This window comes from Muricauda sp. MAR_2010_75 (assembly GCF_000745185.1).
GTDB lineage: Bacteria > Bacteroidota > Bacteroidia > Flavobacteriales > Flavobacteriaceae > Flagellimonas.
Window position 1 is genome coordinate 491386 of record NZ_JQNJ01000001.1, and the last position, 21252, is coordinate 512637.

General features: G+C 43.6%; 12 protein-coding genes. 3 read left to right on the forward strand and 9 right to left on the reverse strand.

Features of this window, described 5'->3' with window-relative positions; translation table 11 throughout:
• Positions 1-116: 116 nt before the first annotated feature.
• The 4 genes from mgrA to FG28_RS02330 all read right to left on the reverse strand — a co-directional run bounded on the left by mgrA (position 117) and on the right by FG28_RS02330 (position 4541).
• Positions 117-1109, reverse strand: coding sequence for an L-glyceraldehyde 3-phosphate reductase (gene mgrA, locus FG28_RS02315; RefSeq protein WP_036379587.1), 993 nt, complete (start codon positions 1107-1109; stop codon positions 117-119).
• 3 nt (positions 1110-1112) lie between these two features.
• The gene (locus tag FG28_RS02320; protein ID WP_051947155.1) at positions 1113-2234 is read right to left on the reverse strand and encodes an SGNH/GDSL hydrolase family protein; all 1122 of its coding nucleotides are present in this window, start codon (positions 2232-2234) and stop codon (positions 1113-1115) included.
• Positions 2231-3118, reverse strand: coding sequence for an AraC family transcriptional regulator (locus tag FG28_RS02325; RefSeq protein ID WP_081894474.1), 888 nt, complete (start codon positions 3116-3118; stop codon positions 2231-2233). The genes FG28_RS02320 and FG28_RS02325 overlap by 4 nt, the downstream gene beginning before the upstream one ends.
• A 61-nt stretch (positions 3119-3179) precedes the next feature.
• Positions 3180-4541 carry an AGE family epimerase/isomerase gene (locus FG28_RS02330; protein ID WP_036379590.1) on the reverse strand — a complete coding sequence of 454 codons (1362 nt, stop codon included), beginning with the start codon at positions 4539-4541 and terminating at the stop codon, positions 3180-3182.
• A gap of 138 nt (positions 4542-4679) precedes the next feature.
• Here FG28_RS02330 and FG28_RS02335 point away from each other — a divergent pair, with 138 nt between their 5' ends.
• The 3 genes from FG28_RS02335 to FG28_RS02345 are packed head-to-tail and all read left to right on the forward strand — an operon-like array spanning position 4680 to position 10125.
• On the forward strand, positions 4680-7169 hold the full coding sequence (locus tag FG28_RS02335; protein WP_036379592.1) for a glycoside hydrolase family 9 protein: 2490 nt from the start codon (positions 4680-4682) through the stop codon (positions 7167-7169).
• Positions 7170-7187: 18 nt separating this feature from the next.
• Positions 7188-8189 (forward strand): glycosyl hydrolase, encoded by a 1002-nt coding sequence (locus FG28_RS02340; protein ID WP_036379595.1) that lies wholly within the window; start codon positions 7188-7190, stop codon positions 8187-8189.
• On the forward strand, positions 8161-10125 hold the full coding sequence (locus tag FG28_RS02345; protein ID WP_036379598.1) for a hypothetical protein: 1965 nt from the start codon (positions 8161-8163) through the stop codon (positions 10123-10125). Before FG28_RS02340 ends, FG28_RS02345 begins: the two co-directional genes overlap by 29 nt.
• Positions 10126-10228: 103 nt before the next feature.
• Here the strand turns inward: FG28_RS02345 and FG28_RS02350 are convergent, their stop codons facing one another.
• The 5 genes from FG28_RS02350 to FG28_RS02370 all read right to left on the reverse strand — a co-directional run bounded on the left by FG28_RS02350 (position 10229) and on the right by FG28_RS02370 (position 20966).
• The gene (locus FG28_RS02350; protein WP_156102182.1) at positions 10229-11419 is read right to left on the reverse strand and encodes a glycosidase; all 1191 of its coding nucleotides are present in this window, start codon (positions 11417-11419) and stop codon (positions 10229-10231) included.
• Positions 11420-11455: 36 nt separating this feature from the next.
• Positions 11456-12526, reverse strand: a complete 1071-nt coding sequence (locus FG28_RS02355; protein ID WP_036379602.1) for a glycoside hydrolase family 26 protein — start codon at positions 12524-12526, stop codon at positions 11456-11458.
• 270 nt (positions 12527-12796) lie between these two features.
• A complete protein-coding gene (locus FG28_RS02360; RefSeq protein WP_036379603.1) occupies positions 12797-16096 on the reverse strand; it encodes a VCBS repeat-containing protein in 3300 nt (1099 codons plus the stop codon).
• A 92-nt stretch (positions 16097-16188) separates the two neighbouring features.
• Complete coding sequence (locus FG28_RS02365) at positions 16189-17748, reverse strand: RagB/SusD family nutrient uptake outer membrane protein (protein WP_036379605.1); 1560 nt, start codon at positions 17746-17748, stop codon at positions 16189-16191.
• A gap of 14 nt (positions 17749-17762) precedes the next feature.
• Positions 17763-20966 carry a TonB-dependent receptor gene (locus tag FG28_RS02370; RefSeq protein ID WP_036379608.1) on the reverse strand — a complete coding sequence of 1068 codons (3204 nt, stop codon included), beginning with the start codon at positions 20964-20966 and terminating at the stop codon, positions 17763-17765.
• Positions 20967-21252: the final 286 nt, after the last annotated feature.

The following is a 21252-nucleotide window of genomic DNA, read 5'->3' on the forward strand; positions in this document are numbered from 1 at the left end:
AATTGGAGCAATCTTAGCTATTGTCTATGAATCTCAAGAAAAGTTGTTCGAAATAAATCAATGTATACGTACTATAGAAAAATCAAAGAACGGAACTTCATTTTTTTTGGGTTTCTTTACTTCAAGATTGTCTCTATTTTTTCCAGTTCATCATTGGTAAAGTGCAAGTTTTGTAAAGCGCCCAAATTGTCTATCAGTTGTTTTGTGCTGCTCACACCTACCAGTACCGAGGTCACTCTCTCATCTTTTAACAGCCAAGAAATTGCCATTTGTGCTAAACTCTGCCCCCTGTTGCCGGCCAATTGGTTCAGTTTTTTCACTTTCGTAAGCACTTTATCGGTGATTGTGTCTTTCTGCAAAAAACCTGTGCTTTTGGCTGCCCTGGAATTTTTAGGGATTGATTTTAAGTATTTGTCCGTGAGAATTCCTTGTTCCAGGGGTGAAAATGGAATGCACCCAATACCTTCATCGCCCAGAACATCCATAAGACCATCCTCTACCCAGCGGTCCATCATGCTGTAACGGGGTTGGTGGATCAGGCAAGGAGTGCCCAAACTTTTTAAAATTTTTGAAGCCTTCAAAGTATCGTGGTGGTTATAGGACGAAATCCCCACATAAAGTGCTTTTCCTTGCCGCACTATAAGGTCCAATGCAGTCATAGTCTCTTCCAAAGGGGTTTTCGGGTCTGGTCTGTGATGATAAAATATGTCCACATACTCCAAACCCATGCGTTTTAGGCTTTGATCTAAACTTGCTACCAAGTACTTTTTGGATCCCCAATCACCATAGGGACCTGGCCACATTCCCCATCCAGCTTTGCTGGAGATAATCATCTCATCCCTGTAAGGCAAGAAGCTTTGCTTCATGACCTTTCCAAAGTTTTCTTCTGCAGATCCTGGCGGGGGACCATAGTTGTTGGCTAGATCAAAGTGGGTCACACCTTTGTCAAATGCGGCATGGAGTATCTTTTTACCCTCTTCAAATAAATCTACATATCCGAAATTATGCCAAAGCCCCAAAGATATTGCGGGGAGCATCAAACCGCTTTTTCCGCATCTTCTGTACGGCATGGTGTCATAACGTTTACTATCAGCTAAATAAGGTTCCATAAATTATTCCAGTATTTTTTTTAAAAAGGGTTCCAATTGATCTGCCATTGTTTTGTGATCTTCTAAATCAGGATGGGAGGTGCACCCATTCGGCTGCATTTCCTCAAATTGAAAAATAGATATTTTTGGGTCGTTCCCAAAATGGTCTTTGACTTCTTTAAGGGATTCCAAAAGTATTTTTCCCTTGTCGCCTGAAACCATTGGGGATGTGAGCAGTACCATTTTTGCCTCTGGATTCTTCCCAAACAGATGCTCTACGAATTTTGTGTAATTCTGTACAAATTTTTCCTTGTTGAAGGGCAATCTGGGCTTTGTGCCATCACCTTCAGACATATCATTGGTGCCCAGGCAAATACAAATGATGTCCGGCTTATCATCAAAGGAATACTTATGGGAAGTATCAGTGTTCAAAAAAAGATTGTCATAGACCTCGGGCATAATGGGTTCTGCAAGGTTCTCGTCATTCCAATTCCTGTACATCCCAATGCCTGAAACAGAGCTTAGTAAATAATCAGAATTGAGTGCTCTCGCAACTCTTGGCCCAAAGGCAAGATAGGCATTGTGCTGATCGAACCATTCCCCTTCCCCACAGGGCACAGTTGACAAATCTGCACCCATACCACAAGTAATGGAATTTCCTATAAACTCCATTTTGGTCGACCTTCTTATTGTGGCCACACCTATTTTTTTTGATTTTGCTCCGTAAAAAAGAATGGAACCATTGGATGCTTCCGTTGCCTTATAAAGGCCTACTCCATGAGGTTCTGGTCCAACAGTAGGCAATGCTATGGCTATTCTATTTATGGAGTCGCTACCAATTTGGTACCTATCCTTGTATTTTCCGTCAATGGACAGTGTAAAATAGTTATGCGAGTCGTTATTCGATTTGAGAAACAGTTCTAAGGTATCCCCTTCAGCATTGAACTCAACACCGGAAGCGGAGCTTATTAGAGTGGTATGTGAATCTTTTTTTAAAACCCTGCCTTGATAGTAAAAAATGGTATCTCCGGACCTGTAAAGATATCTTTCATCCTTGTTGTCCACGTCACACCCCAATAGATTCAATGTCAGCAGAATGGCGAAAACCAATGAAGTGGCCCTATTATGGCCGCGTAATGCTATCATAACACTCTTCTTATACCTATGAATTCTGCTCTATAGGAGCTTGGGGTTGTACCTTTTACCTTCTTAAAGACCCTGTTGAAGTTCGCCATATTGTTGAAACCGCACTTGTAGCCAATTTCACCGATGCTCAGATCGGTTTCTATCAACCACCGGGAAGCATAACTGATACGGGTATCGTTGATATATTCAATAAATGTCTTTCCGGTTCTTTTCTTGATGAACCTATTGAAGGAAACTACGCTCATATTTACCAATTCCGAAATTTCACCAAGGGAAATTTTTCGGTCAAAGTTCTCTTGGATATACTCATATACCTTTTTTATTTTTTTACTGTTCTCAAAATCATTCAACTGTGATACATTGGTGGAGAGCAATCTTTGGTTTCTAGAATTGGCCAGGTCGTGTAAAATGGAGATGAGTTCAAGGAAATAGTCAATATTTGCGGTTTTGGAAAGGCGTATGATCCTGGGCATTGTGTCCGTTGAAATCTTTTTGGAAAAAAGAATTCCGTGATTTGCACGATAGAACATGTCCCTTATAGGTTTAAAAATGGCCCTTGAAAGCAACTTATCATCAAAAAGATCCTCATGGAACTGGATGGTTATTTCATGGATTTCCCTTGATGTGCACCTATGCATTTCCCACCCGTGCACCAAGTTGGGGCCCACCAGGACCAGTTCAATGTCATCAATCTCCTCAAGGTTGTCCCCAACAATCCGCCTCACCCCTTTTCCATTGCTTATAAAATTGAGTTCAAATTCAGGATGAAAATGAATCGGAAAATCAAAATCTTGCTTCAACCGATCAAATACCAAAAAACTGTCCTCGGGCGCAAGGGGGGTTATCTCCCTGTGTACATTTTTCAAAAGATGCTCATTTTCCATTTTTAGTTGAAAGTTAATGGTGGATCCCAGTGTTGGACAACCGTGGCCGGTCACTTAAATATCAATCCATATTGTTTTGTTCAAGTCGGCCTGCACAATTGACCAGTGCCCTATAATTGTGGTAAGCCCCTTTCCAAATATGGCCTTTGGGCTGAAATTTGGTTTCAGGTCTGGTATCAATTCCCCACTCATACCACCCTCCATGATCGGGATCCATGATATACGTATTGGTATACTGCCATAATTTGTCAAAATATGCTCTATAATTTATTGAATCTTTTGGAAAGTAAGTGTCCATCATCAAGAGGCTGTTCAAGCCTTCTGCTTGCGACCACCAATTTTTATCATAATTTACGATGCTCAGTTTTTCATCCCCTGCATAATAATATCCTCCATCATAGAAGCCCCCATGTTTGTTGTCCCAACCATTCGTAATGGCATGGTCCACCATTATTTTTCCCTTTTTTAAAGTTTGGTCGAATTGTAGACCGCCAAGTGCCTCGGAAGCTTCCAGCATAAGATAGGCGGTCTCAACATCATGGCCAAAGGAAACATGGTCAAGGTAATAATGTTTTTGAATGGTATCCTTGGGTGTATCAACAAAAGTTACGGGCGTCCAATCCGCCTCGAAGAACAAGTTCATGTACCCCTTATTGGTAGTAATGGAGTCGCGTATCAAAACAAGGAGTTCCCCGACCCGTTCCCCCACCAATGGATCAGGCCATACTTTGTAAAGGGCCGTCAACGCCTCCAAGAGATGTATTGAACTGTTTTGGTCCTTATACCCGATATCCGAAGTCGATGGAAAATCTCCAGTTCGTACAATAGGTGTTCCATTTATGTCCATGGATTGATAATATCCTTTATATATGCTGTCATGGCTATGCTCTTCCAACCAGCGAAAAGCCTGTTTGGCCAAATCCAATGCCTCCCCATTTTTTGAAACGGCATAATAAACCGCCAACCCATAAATTGCAAATGAGTTTCCATATGCTGTTTTGGCTTCACCTGGACGGACTATGGGCTTTCCTTTTTTGGTCACCAAATTATGGAACCCGCCATTTTTTCCGTCCCACATGTGATCGCGCAAAAACTTGAATCCGTGTTCCGCATAGGAAAGATATTCCTTTTCCTTATCACCATCATGCATTGCTGCGGTAGCAGTGGTCCAGATATGCCGGGCCTGGGTAACGATCATCTTGTCATGCCGTTCCCCTAACTTAAAATCAAAGGTCACTTCACTATAATAGCCACCATCCACTGTGTCCAGCACCAGAGGATACCACTTATCCAGTAATTGATCGTTGGCAGCGGTTTGGAATTCCAATACCATATCGTCATTGACAGGGGTGTTTCTTTTCTCGGTGGTACAGCCCAAAACAAATATTATGGCAAAAAAAGATAGGGTCCGAATAGTTTTCATATAGAAGATTATTGACAATAAAGATATAATAATCCTCATATTTTAAATATTATTGAAAATATCATACTCTATATTGACAAAATAATATTGATAGTTGGATGGCGTATCCCATAATTTTACCTGAATTATTGGCCAACCATGAAGTTTTTCCCACTTGTTTTTCTATTTTTCACCATTGCAATGGTGCATGCCCAGAAATCCAATGACCTCCAAAACCAAGATTTTATCATCAACGATTTGGAATACCTGGAGCGTAGGGGCGCCAATGTGATGCTTGCCCATGATTTTTACCCAGAAAGCCATCAAGGGGGTGTTGGCATCATCCAAAATGGCATTCGGGTGGCCACCAATGGTGACCTTAGACTTGAAGCCGCACCTGGACAATGGCAACCCGTTCCTAAAGTGGGTGAGCGGAACGTAGATCGTGAAAAACAGGAAATCAGCGTTAGGATGGCATATCCCGACGAATCCAAGGACAAAAAAGGGTTTAACCCCATTGATTACCCTGACCTGAATTTCGCATACACCTTAAAAGTGGTGCCATCCGGTAAATCCTTTAAAATAATTGTTGATCTTGAAGAACCCCTGCCCGAAGAATGGATTGGAAGGGTAGGGATGAATCTGGAACTGTTTCCCGGGGTCCTCTTCGGTAAGTCGTATTATATGGACCGATCTTTTGGATTGTTCAATCGCCAGGCCAATGGTCCAGGATCAAAAAATGCACATGGCATTTATGAACTCGAACCCATGGCCATGGGCAAGAAATTGGTCATCGCACCTGAAGAACCGGGTCAGACCCTGGTCATTAAAAACATGAACGGATCTCCGCTCCAACTTTTGGATGGGCGTGCCCAACACAGCAATGGATGGTTCATTGTACGTTCACTGATCGCTCCCGGAGCCACAAAAAATGCCGTGCAGTGGTTGGTTACACCCAAAACATTGGAAAATTTCACTTATAGTCCTGTTGTACAGGTATCCCAAGTGGGGTACCATCCTTCACAGCAAAAAATTGCCGTGATCGAAACGGACAAAAACGATGAAACCGTTGAGAAAGCCCATTTGTTCCAGGTTGGAGAAAATGGGGAGCTCAACGAGGTCCTGTCCAAGACCCCAAAGTCTTGGGGCGGTTTTTTAAGATATCGGTATTACCAATTTGATTTTTCGGAGATCAAAGAACCCGGAATGTACCAAATTGGTTACGGACAATATACTAGTCATCCGTTTCAAATAAGCAGCACCGTTTATCAGCGCCATGTTTGGCAGCCCACCTTGGAGTACTTTTTACCGGTACAGATGTGCCACATGCGGGTAAATGACCGATATAAGGTTTGGCATGGACTCTGTCACATGGACGATGCCCGGATGGCCCCCATCAATACCAATCATTTCGATGGGTATCTCCAAGGGCCTGAGACCCTGACCCAATACCTATCGGGAGAGCATGTCCCTGGGATCAATATAGGGGGTTGGCATGATGCGGGGGATTATGACCTCCGGGTAGAATCCCAGGCCTCCACCATCCATGGGCTTTCCCAGATTTACGAGATCTTTGCCGTCGATTATGACAACACTGCCATAAATCAGTCCAATAGGACCGTGGATTTATTGACCCCTGATGGGAAGCCGGATATTTTGCAGCAAATTGAACACGGGGCATTGTCCATCGTTGGGGGATACAAGAGCATGGGCCGATTCTACCGAGGTATCATCGTACCCACCTTGGGTCAATATGTACTGCTTGGGGACCCCGTGAACCACAGTGACAACAAAATATTTTCAAATGAGGAGGAAGACAATAAAATTGCCCTGGGTCAGTCCGGAGCTCCCGATGATCGATGGGTGTTCACGGAAAAGAACCCGTTCAGGGAGTTGGGAACCGCTGCAGCCTTGGCCGCGACTGCAAGGGCCCTAAAGGGGTACAACGATACTTTGGCAGAGGATTGTTCATCCATAGCACTTGAGGTATGGAATTTGACCAAAGTGGAAAACCCCCTTTTGAAAGTCGGACTGGCCGCCGAACTTTTACAGACCACAGAGGATAAAAAATATGCTGATTATTTGGTGGAACACGGTGATGCGATCGCCAATGCCATTTCAAGGATGGGATGGATAGTGGGCCCTGTGCTGCCCCTTGTGGACGACTCGGCCTTCCATAAGAAAATCACGGATTCCGTACATGGTTACTTTAAGGAAGTGGAGAATTTGGGCAACAAAACGCCTTATGGAATACCTTATGAGCCCAATATTTGGGGTGCGGGATGGGGCATCCAAAACTTTGGAGTGAGACAGTATTTTCTACATACCAGTTTTCCCCAAATATTCCCAAAAACCTATATGCTCAATGCCATGAATTTCATCCTGGGGGTACACCCTGGTATCAATACCTCCTCATTTGCCTCCGGTGTCGGGTCTCGTTCCCTGACTCAAGCCTATGGGGTAAATAGAGGTGATTTTTCCTTTATCCCTGGTGGCATCGGCTCTGGTACCGCCTTGATTCGCCCTGATTTTCCCGAACTGTTGGAATGGCCATTTCTTTGGCAACAGACCGAATATGTGCTGGGTGGGGGTACCACTGATTATTTATTTCTGATTTTGGCCGCGGACGAACTGCTAAATAAACCTTGAAATTAAACGACATAAAAAATGACAAAAATTATATGTTCTTCCATGTTTCTTTTGGCATTGTCCACAGTAAAGGCCCAATACGGCCCGGTCAATGGGAATGCCACGGAAGAGGTCAAAGTGCTTTTGGATTACATCCATTCCTTGGATGGGAAAATCCTGGCCGGACAGCACAGTTATAATGAAAACCCAAGCTCCTTTTACAACAAGGCCAAGGAAATCTCTGGAAAGGCCCCTGCGGTCTGGGGAACGGATTTTTACTGGAATGGAAAGGATAATCCTGGAGAGCGGATCGTAAAAGAGGCCATTGATAAATATCACGAAGGGGCCATTGTAACCCTGATGTGGCACGTAGGGCAACCAAAACATGACCCACCCTTTTCTTGGAGAGAAAGCGTACAAGGGGAAATCAGTAAGAAGGAGTGGGACGATATGCTGACCCCTGGTACCGAGTTGTTCCAAAGGTGGACGCAGCAGGTGGACCAAGTGGCCGTACACCTTAAAAAATTACAGGAGGCCAAGGTCCCCATTCTTTGGAGGCCTTATCATGAGATGAACGGCGTTTGGTTTTGGTGGGGCAATAAAAAGGGGAAAGATGGTTTTGTCAAGCTCTGGAAACAGCTCTATGACAGATTGGTGAACCATCACCGATTGAACAATTTGATCTGGGTTTGGAATGCCAACGGACCAAGGGACATACCTGGGGACCAAGCCTATGATTACAAGGATTTTTATCCAGGACACAAGTATGTGGATATATTGGCCACCGATGTCTACCATGGCGATTATGAACAAAAAGATTATGATCAATTGGTAAAACTCGCCAAGGGAAAGCCCATTGCCTTGGGTGAGGTTGGCCAATTACCGAGACCATTGGTTTTGGAAGCGCAACCCAAATGGTCCTGGTTCATGGTTTGGTCCAATTGGATCGAAACCGCCAACTCCCCGGAACGGGTCAAAGAGGTCTATGGTTATGATAAAACAATTACAAAAGATGAGATACAGTTTACCAACGAGCGCTAAACAATACTGTTTTAGACTACTTATTGTCGCATTGATTCCATTATCAGGATTCTCCCAGACCGAATTTACGACTTGGGGAAACATCACGGGCATTCGAATTGACCACCAATTGATGGAGTTCAGGTCCAGTTTGGTCCTGGTCGATCGGAATTCTGAAGAAAGGGCTACCCGAAAGGAGCGTCAACGCATTGACTTTCAAAGAGAGCAGGGTAAAAAGATTTTTTCATATGCCATGGACAGCATCCTATGGAAGGAAACCCTGCATTCCGATCAAAAGGAATCGACTGTGGTACAGATTGATTTTTCCTCAACCGTTGACACTTTGATCAATGGCGCTTACTTTAGAATTGAATTGCCCGAGGAATTTGGGTCGGATACCGAATTTGCCATCAAAACCCCATCCCAATTCCATTTAGCCGATATCAATAAATCATTTGATGGTGCTGATTATAAGGCCCCATCCACGTCAGTGAAGGTAACTTCCCCAACACGGGAATTGAACATTTTGTTTGAAAAACCAACTGAGGTGAGCATTCGTGCCCTGGATTCCATTCACCCAAAAATAGAGCTCAACTTTGGGTTGGCCAGTGGACAAATACCTGCCCATACCCAGTATAGCAATACCTTCACGATAAGCGCATCGGGTGTGATAGATACATCCCCCATTGAGCTCGAAGTATTTCCTGATCAATTAGGGGAGAAATTTGATGGGATTGGAGGCAATTTTAGGTTACAGAACCCTAGAATGGACCCTCAGGTCATCGACTATAGCCTGGATAATCTAAGGGTTTCATGGTCTAGGGTTGAGATGCCTTGGAGACAATGGCACCCTGATCATTCCAAAAATCCCATTGAGGAGGCCAAAAATGGAAACCTTCATCCAAAAGTAAGGGAAGCCATGGAAATGGCACAACGCTTGGACAAAATGGGAATCCCGGTAATATTGGCAGCATGGTTCCCCCCCGATTGGGCCATCATCGGAGAAAGGGTACGCGGGGCCAACCCGGATGGAACACGGGGCAATGCGTTGGACCAAAGCAAAAAAATGATCATTTATAAATCCATAACGGACTATATAGCATATTTGGAAGAAGTCTATGGTGTGGAAACGGTGATGTTTTCTTTTAATGAGTCAGATTTGGGAATAGATGTCCGCCAAACAGCGGAAGAACACAATATATTGATAAAGGAGTTGGGGACCTACTTCAGGTCACGGGGAGTGGACACCAAGTTTCTTTTGGGGGATACGGCCGATGCCAATGGATGGGAATTTACCACCATCGCATCCACAGATCCGGAGACAAGACCCTACATCGGAGGGGTTTCTTTCCACTCTTGGAGAGGATGGACCGATGAAAATCTCTTGAAATGGTCGGACATTTCCAAGCGGGTGGATGTGCCGTTATTTGTCGGAGAGGGGAGCATAGATGCCGGGGCTTGGCGCTATCCGCAAATTTTTGAAGAACCGACCTATGCACTGGATGAAATTGATGTGTATCTGAAAATATTGAACATATCACAACCATTGACCATTCTACAATGGCAATTGACCTCGGATTACTCCCCCATGTCAGGGGGAGGAATCTTTGGCAACGATTCCCAGGACCTCTACCCCACTCAGAGATTCTTCAATTTAAAACAGTTGGGAAGCACCCCCAAGGGGCTCCATGCGATTCCAATAACCTCCTGTGAAGACCTTGTAACCCCTGCCGCTTTTATAAGTACAAGGAAGAACAAATTGGCCGTTCATCTTGTCAATAAAGGGGCCACAAGAAATGCCACCATTACCGGAATTCCTAATCGTATCAAACGGTTAAAGGTCTTTACAACGAACCAAGAGAAATCCTATGAAACTACCAAGACGATATCTGTTCGAAACGGCTCGGCCATGTTGGAATTGGAAGGGGCAAGTTTTATCTCCCTGATCGACGACTAGAACAACTACTGATTTTTCCTAAACACTGACCCTTAAAAAGCCCCAAAATGGGATTCCATTTTGGGGTCTTTGCTACCTTTTTTTTTTGGATATGTCCTTCTAACTAGTACAATCCTTCGTTTCGATCGATCAAATCAATAATGGCCTCGACCGATTTATTGGAATGCAATTTGTCCTCGGGGGTGTTCTTGCAATAATCCACCAAAATATCGATTGTCGTAGTCGCCACGTGCATCCGGGTATCGGACGAAGCATAATAGATAAAGACCTTTCCATCGTCTTCAACAACCCATCCGTTGCAGAAAAGTACATTCCCGACATCGCCTATAATTTCTTGATCATTGGGGGCCATTAAATATCCACCGGGTCTATGGACTATCCTAGTAATGTCTTCAAGTTCCGTCATGAACATATATAGCACATAACGTAATCCGGCAGCGGTATTGCGAACTCCATGGGCCAAATGGAGCCATCCATCAGGGGTTTTGATGGGCGATGGTCCTTGTCCGTTCTTTAATTCATAGACAGTATGGTATTCCTTGTTACTGATAATGACTTCGTCCTTGACCACAGGGTCGGTCATGTCATTAACATAGCCAAGTCCTATGCCCCCACCTGACCCAGTAAGGATAAATCCATCTTGCGGTCGTGTGTATACCACATATTTTCCATTTACAAACTCTGGATGCAGTGTCACGTTGCGCTGTTGCTTCGCCGTTGAGATGAGGTCTGGCAACCGCTCCCAGTTTTTTAGGTCCTTTGACCGTATGATACCTGCATTGGCCACTGCTGCGGATGTATCACCTGCGGAAGCCTTTGGATCTTTTCTTTCCGTACAAAAAATGCCATAGACATAACCGTCCTCATGTTTCACCAAACGCATATCATAGACATTGACATCAGGTTCCTCGTTCTGGGGAAGTATCATGGGCTTGTCCCAAAATGTAAAACCATCGACACCGTTATCACTTTCGGCAAATGCAAAAAAGGATTTTCTGTCAGCCCCTTCCACTCTTATGGCCAAAACGTATTTTCCGTTCCATTTAATGGCCCCCGCGTTAAAGGCGGCATTGACACCGATCCTTTCCAGACCATACGGATTGGTCTCCATGTTCAGATCATAACGCCAGTGGATGGGAATGTGTTCAGCTGTGATGATCGGATATTTGTACCTATTATAAATTCCATTGGTCTTTACGTCCATCACATTTTTTCTATCCACCAACTTTTGATGTTCTTTAAAGAGTTTATGATATTTTGTCGGGAAATTTGGGATGATCACATTATTTCTCATAGTCGGGATTTATGATAGATATTCAGAAATTAACCTTCATTTAATTTTTTTGATATCCTTTAAAAACAATACATGGGGAAGCTCTTTGAATTTCACAAAATCGGAGCTGCTTGTTGCTCCTGTGTAGGGGACAAAATAGTGGCTTGGCCATGCATTCCGCCAAAACAGGGCCCAAGAAATATCATATTGGGCAATGTTTTTATCCAAAATCCGTGTCCACCAATCCTCAATAGGAACCTTGTTCAACCCGGCCTCCGTAAGTGCGAAGGGTTTATTTTTGTCATTTCCTATTTTCTTCAATATCGCAAGATCTGTATTTAGGGCCTCAACAAAGTCCTCAACGGTACCATGCTGATATATATCCACTCCCAAAATATCCACATAGGCATCCCCAGGATAATATTTCAAGTATTCCTCCACTGTCCGAAAAGTATTTACCGAGTAGGCATACAACACATTATGTACATCAAATTCGTTGCTTAAGATGTTAACAGTTTCGCGCCAAAGCTGCCGATATTCCGCTGAAGTACAATTGCCCTCCCCCCACCAGAACCAACTGCCGTTCATTTCATGATAGGGTCTGAATATCACTGGTATCAGGTTCCCTTTTTTATCCCTTAGGTCATTTAAAAAATCCGCTACCCGGGAAAGCCACCCTCTATATTTTGGATGCAATGGCCCGTCCTTGAGCACATACTTTACAGCTTCGGTGGTATCCCACGCGCTCTTCTGGGAAACAGGGTTATCGGGGTGCCAACTAATGGTCACAATTCCCTTTTCTTGATGGGCCTTTCGAATGAGGCTTTTCATCAGGTCAAAATTGACCGTGTCCAAATTTTGGACCCTGCCTTTTTCTATATGCCCAATTTCAAAACCATGAATGGCGGGATGGTCACCGGTAACTTCATGGACATCACTTTTGAAGACATTTCCCTTGTTTTTCCATCCAATCCCGTAGGCCAAGGCATCTTGATGGCCAAAAGCATACCCTACTTTCTTTATGTTGTTGACTTTATGATATAACAACTTAGCATCTAAAGTAAGGGCCTTGTCGGTGAGGGAGGTATTTTGATCGACAAACTTTTTATAGGAACTGCAGGATTGCATAACCAGCACAAGAAAACATAGTAAGCCATAAAAAACCTTATTTGAACCGGAACACATGTTTTTCATTCTTTTTCCTCCTAGCCTATTCACCGTATTTTAAAGAGAATATCAAAGTATCAAGTACAAAAAAAATTCACTTTAACAATTCAATTACAAATATAAATTTTAACATTTGTAGGTTTTGATACTTTTTAATCATTTTGCGATAAAAAAAACCAGTATTTCTACCCCACTTGTTTGTTCAATCCCATTTTAAAGTATAAATGAGCTTCATTTGCCTTTGACCAACCTCACAAATTGCGGAAAGTCATTGTTTTTTGCTGCGATTATGAATTTTTTCCCATCCACTTCCATAAAGGCCAAGTCCTTCACATCTCCACCGATAAAAAGTCCACTTTCCATGTTTGGCAACGCATGGAACTTTCCGGTGCCATCACCCCTGAGGTATGTGCCATAGGATGCGTCATTCCTTGGGGTCTCTATCTCAGAGACATAAAGGTTTCCCGCCAAGACCAAATCCTTGAAACCATCGTCATCAATATCCATTGCCAAAATACCGTTCACGGATGAGAATTGCGCCTCATTGGGCAACTTGTGCAAGGAAAACCTTCCATTGCCCAAATTTTCGATATAACTACTTGCAAAGGTTTTCGCGGCATAATGGATTTCCGCCGAATCAAGGTCTTCCTTCCCATATATATCAACCAAATCAGCTGAGGCGAAGGAATTATAGTCCTCAAATTTTTGGGTTATCGAAGGAATCTGTTGCGAAGAACAGGATCTTCCCCGAACCGGAAAAACCTCACCGAAATTGTAGTAGCTCAATACAATATCCTTACTTCCATTATTGTCAAAATCATCCGCAAAGACCTCAAACGGCTCATCTGGGGATGCCTGATACTTATAATTCAAACCTAGGTTCCCGGCCACATAATCCATGTCACCATCATTATCAAAATCCTCTTGTGCCAAACTGAACCACCATCCTTCAGTATTTTCCAAGCCCGTACTTTCGGTCACATTAATGAAACCCTTCGTGGTGTTGGAGTAAAACAGGATGGGTGTCCATTCCCCAACAATAATGATATCCATGGTCCCATTGGCATCAAAGTCGGTCCATACGGCGTCGGTGATCATACCCAAATTCCCAAAATCCGGAGCCAGGTTTTCCGTTTGATCTTCAAAAAAGGTTCCCTTGTTTTCAAGCAGATAACTTTTGGCGGGCCATGGATATTTTCCGGGGGTCAATCGCCCACCCACGAACAAATCCAAATCACCATCCCCATCGTAATCAGCGGGTTTCACCCTTGACCCACTGGTGTACATTTGAGGCAAACCATTTTTTGATTTTGTGAAATTCCCCTTTCCATCATTTATATAGAGCCTGTCTTGGAGCTCCATTGCACCGTCTGCGAACTCATTTCCACCGCTCACCACATAAAGGTCAAGGTCTTGGTCACCGTCCGAATCAAAAAAGACCGCATCCATATCTTCCGCTTCTTTATCCAAAGCCCATGTTTTATCACTTGCTTTTATAAATGTGCCCTCATCAGTCTGCAGGAGCATGGCTCCCGCCTGTTTCGATGCTCCTCCGATATAAAAATCCTGTAGCCCATCGCCATTAACATCTCCAACGGCCATACCAGGTCCGAGCATTGACGTCTGATGCGGTAACAACGGTTCTTTGTCATAGTCATCATATGCGTTTTCTGTATGCTTGAAGTCAATGGCCAATTTGTCTAAAGTAAGGGTACTAAAGAGTTTTTTTCTAGGCTCAGCCCTACCCTCATCCATTTGTGCATCCCTATAGTCAAAGGTCAGGACTTGATTCGCCTTCTGTGCCTGCATACGGGACACTTTTCCGTCCGGCCAAATCACTTTCACCATTTCCACCAACTCTTGGTCGGCCAAGCCAAAAACCAACTCGGGTGCCACTGAAGATTGAAAGCCCCTTGTAAGGGTCAATTCCTGCATTTGATCCCCAAAATTGGACTTTACGAACACCCGTGAACCCAATCCATTCCTATTTTCTGAAGTTCCTTCGAGTTTAACCTTCAAAAAATTATGGTCGCGTGGGTTATTGTTTCTGTAGATGGATACAGGTTCATCAACGTTGTTGATGACCATATCCATATCACCATCACTGTCCAAATCGGCATACAATGCCCCATTGGAAAAGGTCTTATTGTCCATGCCCCATTCCCCTGTAACATTTTCAAATGTATAATTGCCATTGTTGGCAAAAACATAGTTGCTTATTTTTTCAGAGGGGATATTTTCAATTTCGTCGGATGTGAGTGCTTTATTGAACCTCAATTTCTTATCCAACTTTTTAAAGTAGTCCTTATTGTTGATATCCCTTCGAGTTCCATTTGAAACAAAGACATCCTTCCAACCGTCATTGTCCAAATCTGAAAAAAGGATGGCCCAACTCCAATCCGTTGTGGCCAATCCCGAAATACGAGAAACCTCACTGAACCTTAACTCTCCGTTGCCATCCACACCACGATTGAGTTGAAGGCTGTTCTGCATGTACTGGTGGTGCAATCCATACCTCACCATCCTGTTGAAAAGGGCTGGGTTCATACTGCCCATATTGGCTTTTGATCTTTTATTGTCCTCAGGGGTCATATCCATCTGTCCAATGTCCAAAAGGTTATCATTATTGTAATCTGCAACATCGGTTCCCATACCATATTGGGATGTATGGTTCAGGGCATTTCGGGAAACCTCCCTAAAAGTTCCATCCTGTTGGTTCACATAGAAATAATCGGGTGAATCAAAATCGTTTGAAACATAGATGTCCTGCCAACCATCGTTGTTGAAATCACCGGTTGTCGCACTCAGGGAAAGTCCAAAATTCAATATACCGGCCTCCTCGGTCACATCCGTAAAGGAACCATCTCCATCATTTCTGAACAAGATATCGGATGCCTCTATCCTTGGGTTCTTCATTCTAAAGGCATAAAGTTCCGAAGGGCTGTTGAACTGTGTTGGCGGATAGTTGGCCAGGTACAGGTCCAAATCCCCATCATTGTCATAGTCAAAAAATGTGCCTTGGGTCGTATGGCCATTATGGTCAATGTTGTACTCAGCTGCTTTTTCAGAAAAGGTCAAATCCCCATTATTGATATATAGTGCATTTTGACGGTTTTTTCCCTTTCCCGATACACTTACATAGATATCCAAATAGCCATCATTGTTGATATCCACCATGGTACTCCCGGTATACCATCTCCCATCACCCGAAATATTGGCCTGTTCGGTAATATCCTCAAACTTGAAGTTCCCTCTGTTAAGATAGATACGGTTCGATTCCATATTGGCCGTAAAAAAAAGGTCAATCAGGCCATCATTGTTGATGTCCCCGGCTGAAACCCCTCCTCCCATGTACATATAGGGATAAGTGAAATAGTTGAGGCTATCCGTTTCTTTGATATTATTTGAAAATGGGATTCCGGTATCCGCAGGTGAAAGTAAGGTGAACTGGAGATTGGCCTTATTTTGTTCTTTTTCCCCACAGGAAAAAAGGGTCAATGCCAAAACCAAAAGAAAAAGTATCCTTTTCATAAAATAGGGTTTAACCGAACGGCTTTTCCAAAGCTAACAAGGACTTTGAATTCTATCCAAAGTCCTTGTTGAATTTTTAATAAAAATCAGGTTTAATACCCAGGATTTTGTTCCAAATTTGGGTTAACATCAATCTGTGTCCTGGGAATCGGTAAAAGATCACGCCCAGGGGGAATGGTAATACCGAACACATCTTGCATATATGAATCCACTTCTCCAGTCCTTCTTAGACAGAGCCAAAGGGAGAATTCCCCTCCAATCTCATGACGGTATTCCTGCAAAATAATATCCATCATATCTCCTGTTGGAGTTGGGGCAGAGCCTCCCCAAGCACGATTTCTTACCCGCATCAATGTTTGCATTGCCATGGCATCGTTGCCACTTTTATGGTATGCTTCGGCTAGACTTATCAAAACCTCTCCATAGCGTAACCAGATGTGGTTTTGACCACCAAAGATGTTTGGACCATTCCAACCACTTATGAGTGGATTGCGCCAAGTTTTTACGCCATAATAGCCTGTTCTTCCCACAGAGCCATCGGTGCCCAACCAAGGTTCATCCACAGTTCCACAGGTATTGATTCCACCATAATTGGCCTGAACATTTGGATAATCCGAAATGTTGATTAACGGATCTGGGTGTTCCCCTCCTGGGGGAATGATGGTATAATCCCTCCTTAAATCACCCGGTTCGAATGATTCATACAATGCTTCAGTTGGAATTCCCCCATAACAGCCCCCATTGATCTCATTGGGCATATTAAAGGATTGAAGAAACGTTTTTTCCTCATTTCTTTCCCACCCCAGATTTCCTTCATCATTGAATTGGATTTCAAACAGCGACTCAACGCCATTCTTATTGGCAAGAGCATGTATATCAAGATAGTTTGGTTCAAGGGAATAGTGTCCCTCCAATTGTTCAAATGCGTCAACGGCGTCATCATAACGGCCCAACCACATGTAAACACTTCCCAACATGGCATATGCCGTACCTCGAGTAACCCTTCCTTTTTCCATATCATAGCTCCATGGCAATCTTGGAGCTGCATCCTCCAAATCCAAAGCCAGTTGATTCCATACTTCCTCCTCGGTGTTTCGAGGGGCAAAAAAATCGGAATTACCGGTATTGGGTTCCAATATGAGTGGTACTCCTCCCATGGAAGCAGTCAAGTAATAATAAAATATGCTTCGCAAGACCAAGGCCTCGCCGATCAACCTGCTTCCAAGGTCCTCATTGATAAAACCCGCGTCTATTGCCGGCGGAAGATTGTACAAAACCACATTGGCCCGACCAATTCCATAGTAGTGCACCGGCCACATTTTATTGGATATTTCATTGTCAGGGTTCAATTCAAAATCCCTGTATTCCTCATCCGTAGCGTTACCCTTCCAATCTTGGGTCAATCTATCAATGGTATGGATGGCTTTGGTATTGTATTCATTTGGTATTCCATCAGGACCACCATATGCACCTTGAAAAGCATCATAAACGCCCGTAACGGTTGCAATGGCTGTTGATTCTGATGTAAAAACAGTTGCGTCACTGACCCCATCTGTCTTCGGGTCTTGCAACATTTCATCGTCGCAGCTATAAATCATGGTTCCAATGGCCATGATCAGAGCTAAAATTCCTAAAAACTTATTTTTCTTCATAACTCAATTTTTTTTTAGAATTGTACATTAACACCTACGGTGAAAGAAGGTGAAATAGGATATTGCCCGGCATCGATACCTCTGGTCTGGACATTATTTACGCCATTTATATCGGCATTTTGTCCCACCTCTGGATCATAGCCTGAATAACCCGTCAGTGTAATAAGATTTTGACCACTCAGATACACCCTGGCACTACTCATGCCCAAAGTTTCAATCAAAGTAGTTGGCAGATTATAACCCACCCTTAAATTTCGCAACCTTAGAAATGAGCCGTCTTCCATAAAATAATCAGACGCTCTACCGTTCTGTATTTGACTATCGTTTCCTATTGCCCTGGCATAGGTATTTGTGGTACCCGGGCCGGTCCATCTTTTTTCATAGTACTCCCTTCCAATATTGGTAAAGGCATCACCCAATCCATAGCCACCTGCCGTTTCCAGCTCCAACCTCACAAAATTCATGATCTCACTACCATAGGAACCATAGAGATCGATACCTATATCCCAGTTCTTATAGCTGAAATTCATGTTCAGACCCCCAAAGAAATCAGGGATGGGACTACCAATGATTTCCCTATCATCACCGTCAACACGCCCATCACCATTCAAATCCTTGAATCTACGGTCTCCAGGCGATGTATCTTCAGATTGGTAAAAATCAAATCCTGCGGCTTGGGCGCTGGCATTGGCCGCATCCACTTCCTCTTGGGTCTGGAAGAGGCCATCAGCTCTAAAAGCATAGTATGATCCAACCTCTCCACCCACTTCAGATCGGGTCAGACCGAACCAAAAGTTGGCGGTACTGAAACTGGGGACGAATTCTGAGTTGAGCACCACAAAATCCTGTTGGGAAGTCAACTCTGTTATTTCATTGTCCAAAAAGGTCACATTTGCTGAAATATCCCATGTGAAGTCCCCTTGACTTTTTCGATGACCCACCAAAAGTTCAACCCCTTTGTTGACCACACTTCCTGAGTTTACGGCCCTAAAGCCAAAACCATTTTGTATGGGGATGGGTTCCCTGAAAAGGAAATCGGACGCTTCACGCTTGAACCAATCCGCAGTAAGGTAAAGACTTCGGTTGAAAAGTTCAGCTTCCAGTCCAACATTGGTCTGTATCTGCGCCTCCCATTTTAAGTCTGGGTTAGGCAATACCAAGGGATAAAGCCCTGGGGATGTTGTCCCACCAAAATCGTAGTTGGCATCATTATTGGCATTTCCGGCTGAATAGAATACAGCAAATTGAAATGGATCTATTCCAAAGAAACTACCCGTTTCACCCCAACTACCTCTCAGTTTCAAAACATCAAATACACTATTGTCCATAAAGCCTTCCTCGTCAATGTTCCATCCAGCGGCAAAAGAGGGGAAAACACCCCAAAGGTTGTTCGGCCCAAACGTATCTCCAACACCATCCCTTCTGATGGTCGCCGTGGCATAGTACTTACTGTTAAAATTATAGTTCAGCCGACCAAACTGACTGGCCAATGTCCTTCGGGTTCTATATCCTTCCAAAGCCTGCACATCAGAGGCCTGGGAAATATCACGTATCTCATTATTCAAGAAACCGGCAGCCCGGGTTCGTACACGTTTAAAATAGTTTCTTTGCGCGGAAATACCTCCCAAAATACTAACGGAATGTTTTCCAAATTCTTTTTTATACTCCAAAAGGGCCTCTCCCAAGAATTCATTGCTGTAGTTGGTCTGGACATCAAAAATGGCATCCCCACGAAGGTCGACGGCCACCGAGCTACGATAATACTCTGGGAAAAAGTCCTGGGCATAGAATGTATTTGAATTGCCACCAAGATTGAGTTTTGCCATCAATCCATCAACAATGTCATACTCGAGTCCAAGGTTGACAAAGACATTTGTATTGCCGTTCTCTTGGTCATTTTGAAGGGCCCTTCCAATAACATTTTCACTTCCACGGAAGGTTTGCAGCGCGATATCTGGATACCCACCGTAATTGCCATTGCCATCATACGGCAGATTTGTACCGTTGGTACCTCCCTGCATGTTAACCGCATCGGCATCGGCCAAATGGGGCACATTACCCAACAATTTTACGATATTATAGTAACCTTGGTTCAATTTTGTAACACTTTCAGTGTACGCATATTTGATATCCCCTTTGACCCTAAATTTATCGGTCACATCGAACTGACCGTTCAAACCTGCATTGTATCTGCGGTACGATGAGCCGACTACAACACCATCCTCGTCAATTAGACCTGCGGTAAAGGAAAAGCGTGAATTCTCGCCACCTCCCCTTGCGGTTATATTCGTGGAGGTTCTAAAGCCACTGTTAAAGGCAAAATCCTGCCAATTCACATTGGTAAGACTGCTTGGGTCACTCCATCCGGGGTAGGGCGTCAATTGTTCATTGGGCTCATCTGGGCCATTATTCTCCTGTGAGAGTCCTACTGCAAAGTCAGCAAAGGTCTGCACATCCAATACATCCAAAAATTTGGGCTCAAACCTAAAACCTGACCAAGTATCCACTTCGAAGGTCACCCTGCCCGATGTACCCTTTTTGGTTTCGATGATCACAACCCCATTACTCGCCCTTACACCATAAATGGCTCCAGCCGAAGCATCCTTTAGAACTGATATGGATTGTATGTTGTTTGGGTTTAAAAAGGATATGTCCTGGGTAGGATATCCATCGACCACATATAAAGGCGTAGAGGTCGTAAACGTTCCCGTACCCCGTATGTTAATCGCAACAGAAGCACCGGGTGCACCCGAGTTGGATACAATCTGTACCCCTGCTGTCCTACCTTGAAGGGCCTGATCGATAGTGGATGTAGGAAACTTTGCCAAATCCTCCCCACTGACGACACCGACGGCCCCGGTAAGATCTTTTTTGGTAGTTGTTCCATAGGCCACCACTATAACTTCATCCAAGTTTTCAAGGTCTTCCTGTAGGCTTGCATTGACAATACTTTGTCCATTGACCGGAATCTCACGTGTAGTGTAGCCAATGTAGGAAAACACCAATGTGGCCCCAGATTGTACATCGTCAATGGCATAATTTCCATCAAAATCCGCTGTCGTGCCATTCGTGGTCCCCTTGATTACAACATTGGCGCCTGGCAATGGCACTCCATCTGCATCGGAGACCGTACCTGTAATACGTTGTTGGGAGTACCCCGAAGCACATACCACTAAAGCCAGCAGAAAAATAAACTTTTTAGAAAAAGGTTCTTTCATAATCTTTTTGAGTTATCAGGTTAGCTATTAAATTAATCACTCTATGACCAAAAAAAGTGCCTGAAGTTTTCATGAAAACATCATATTCGCATTTTTTGGAACATTTTTTTTAGATATCCCAAATGTATAACATGTATTATCAGAAGATTAACAAAATTTAATCATTTGTTAATACGATTTTTACTTGCCTAACCTAATTTTTGCATGACATCCATGTTTGTTAAACAACAAGGAATCCAACATGGATATGGGGATGTAGCTTACAAGTCATCGTCCAAAGCGTTTG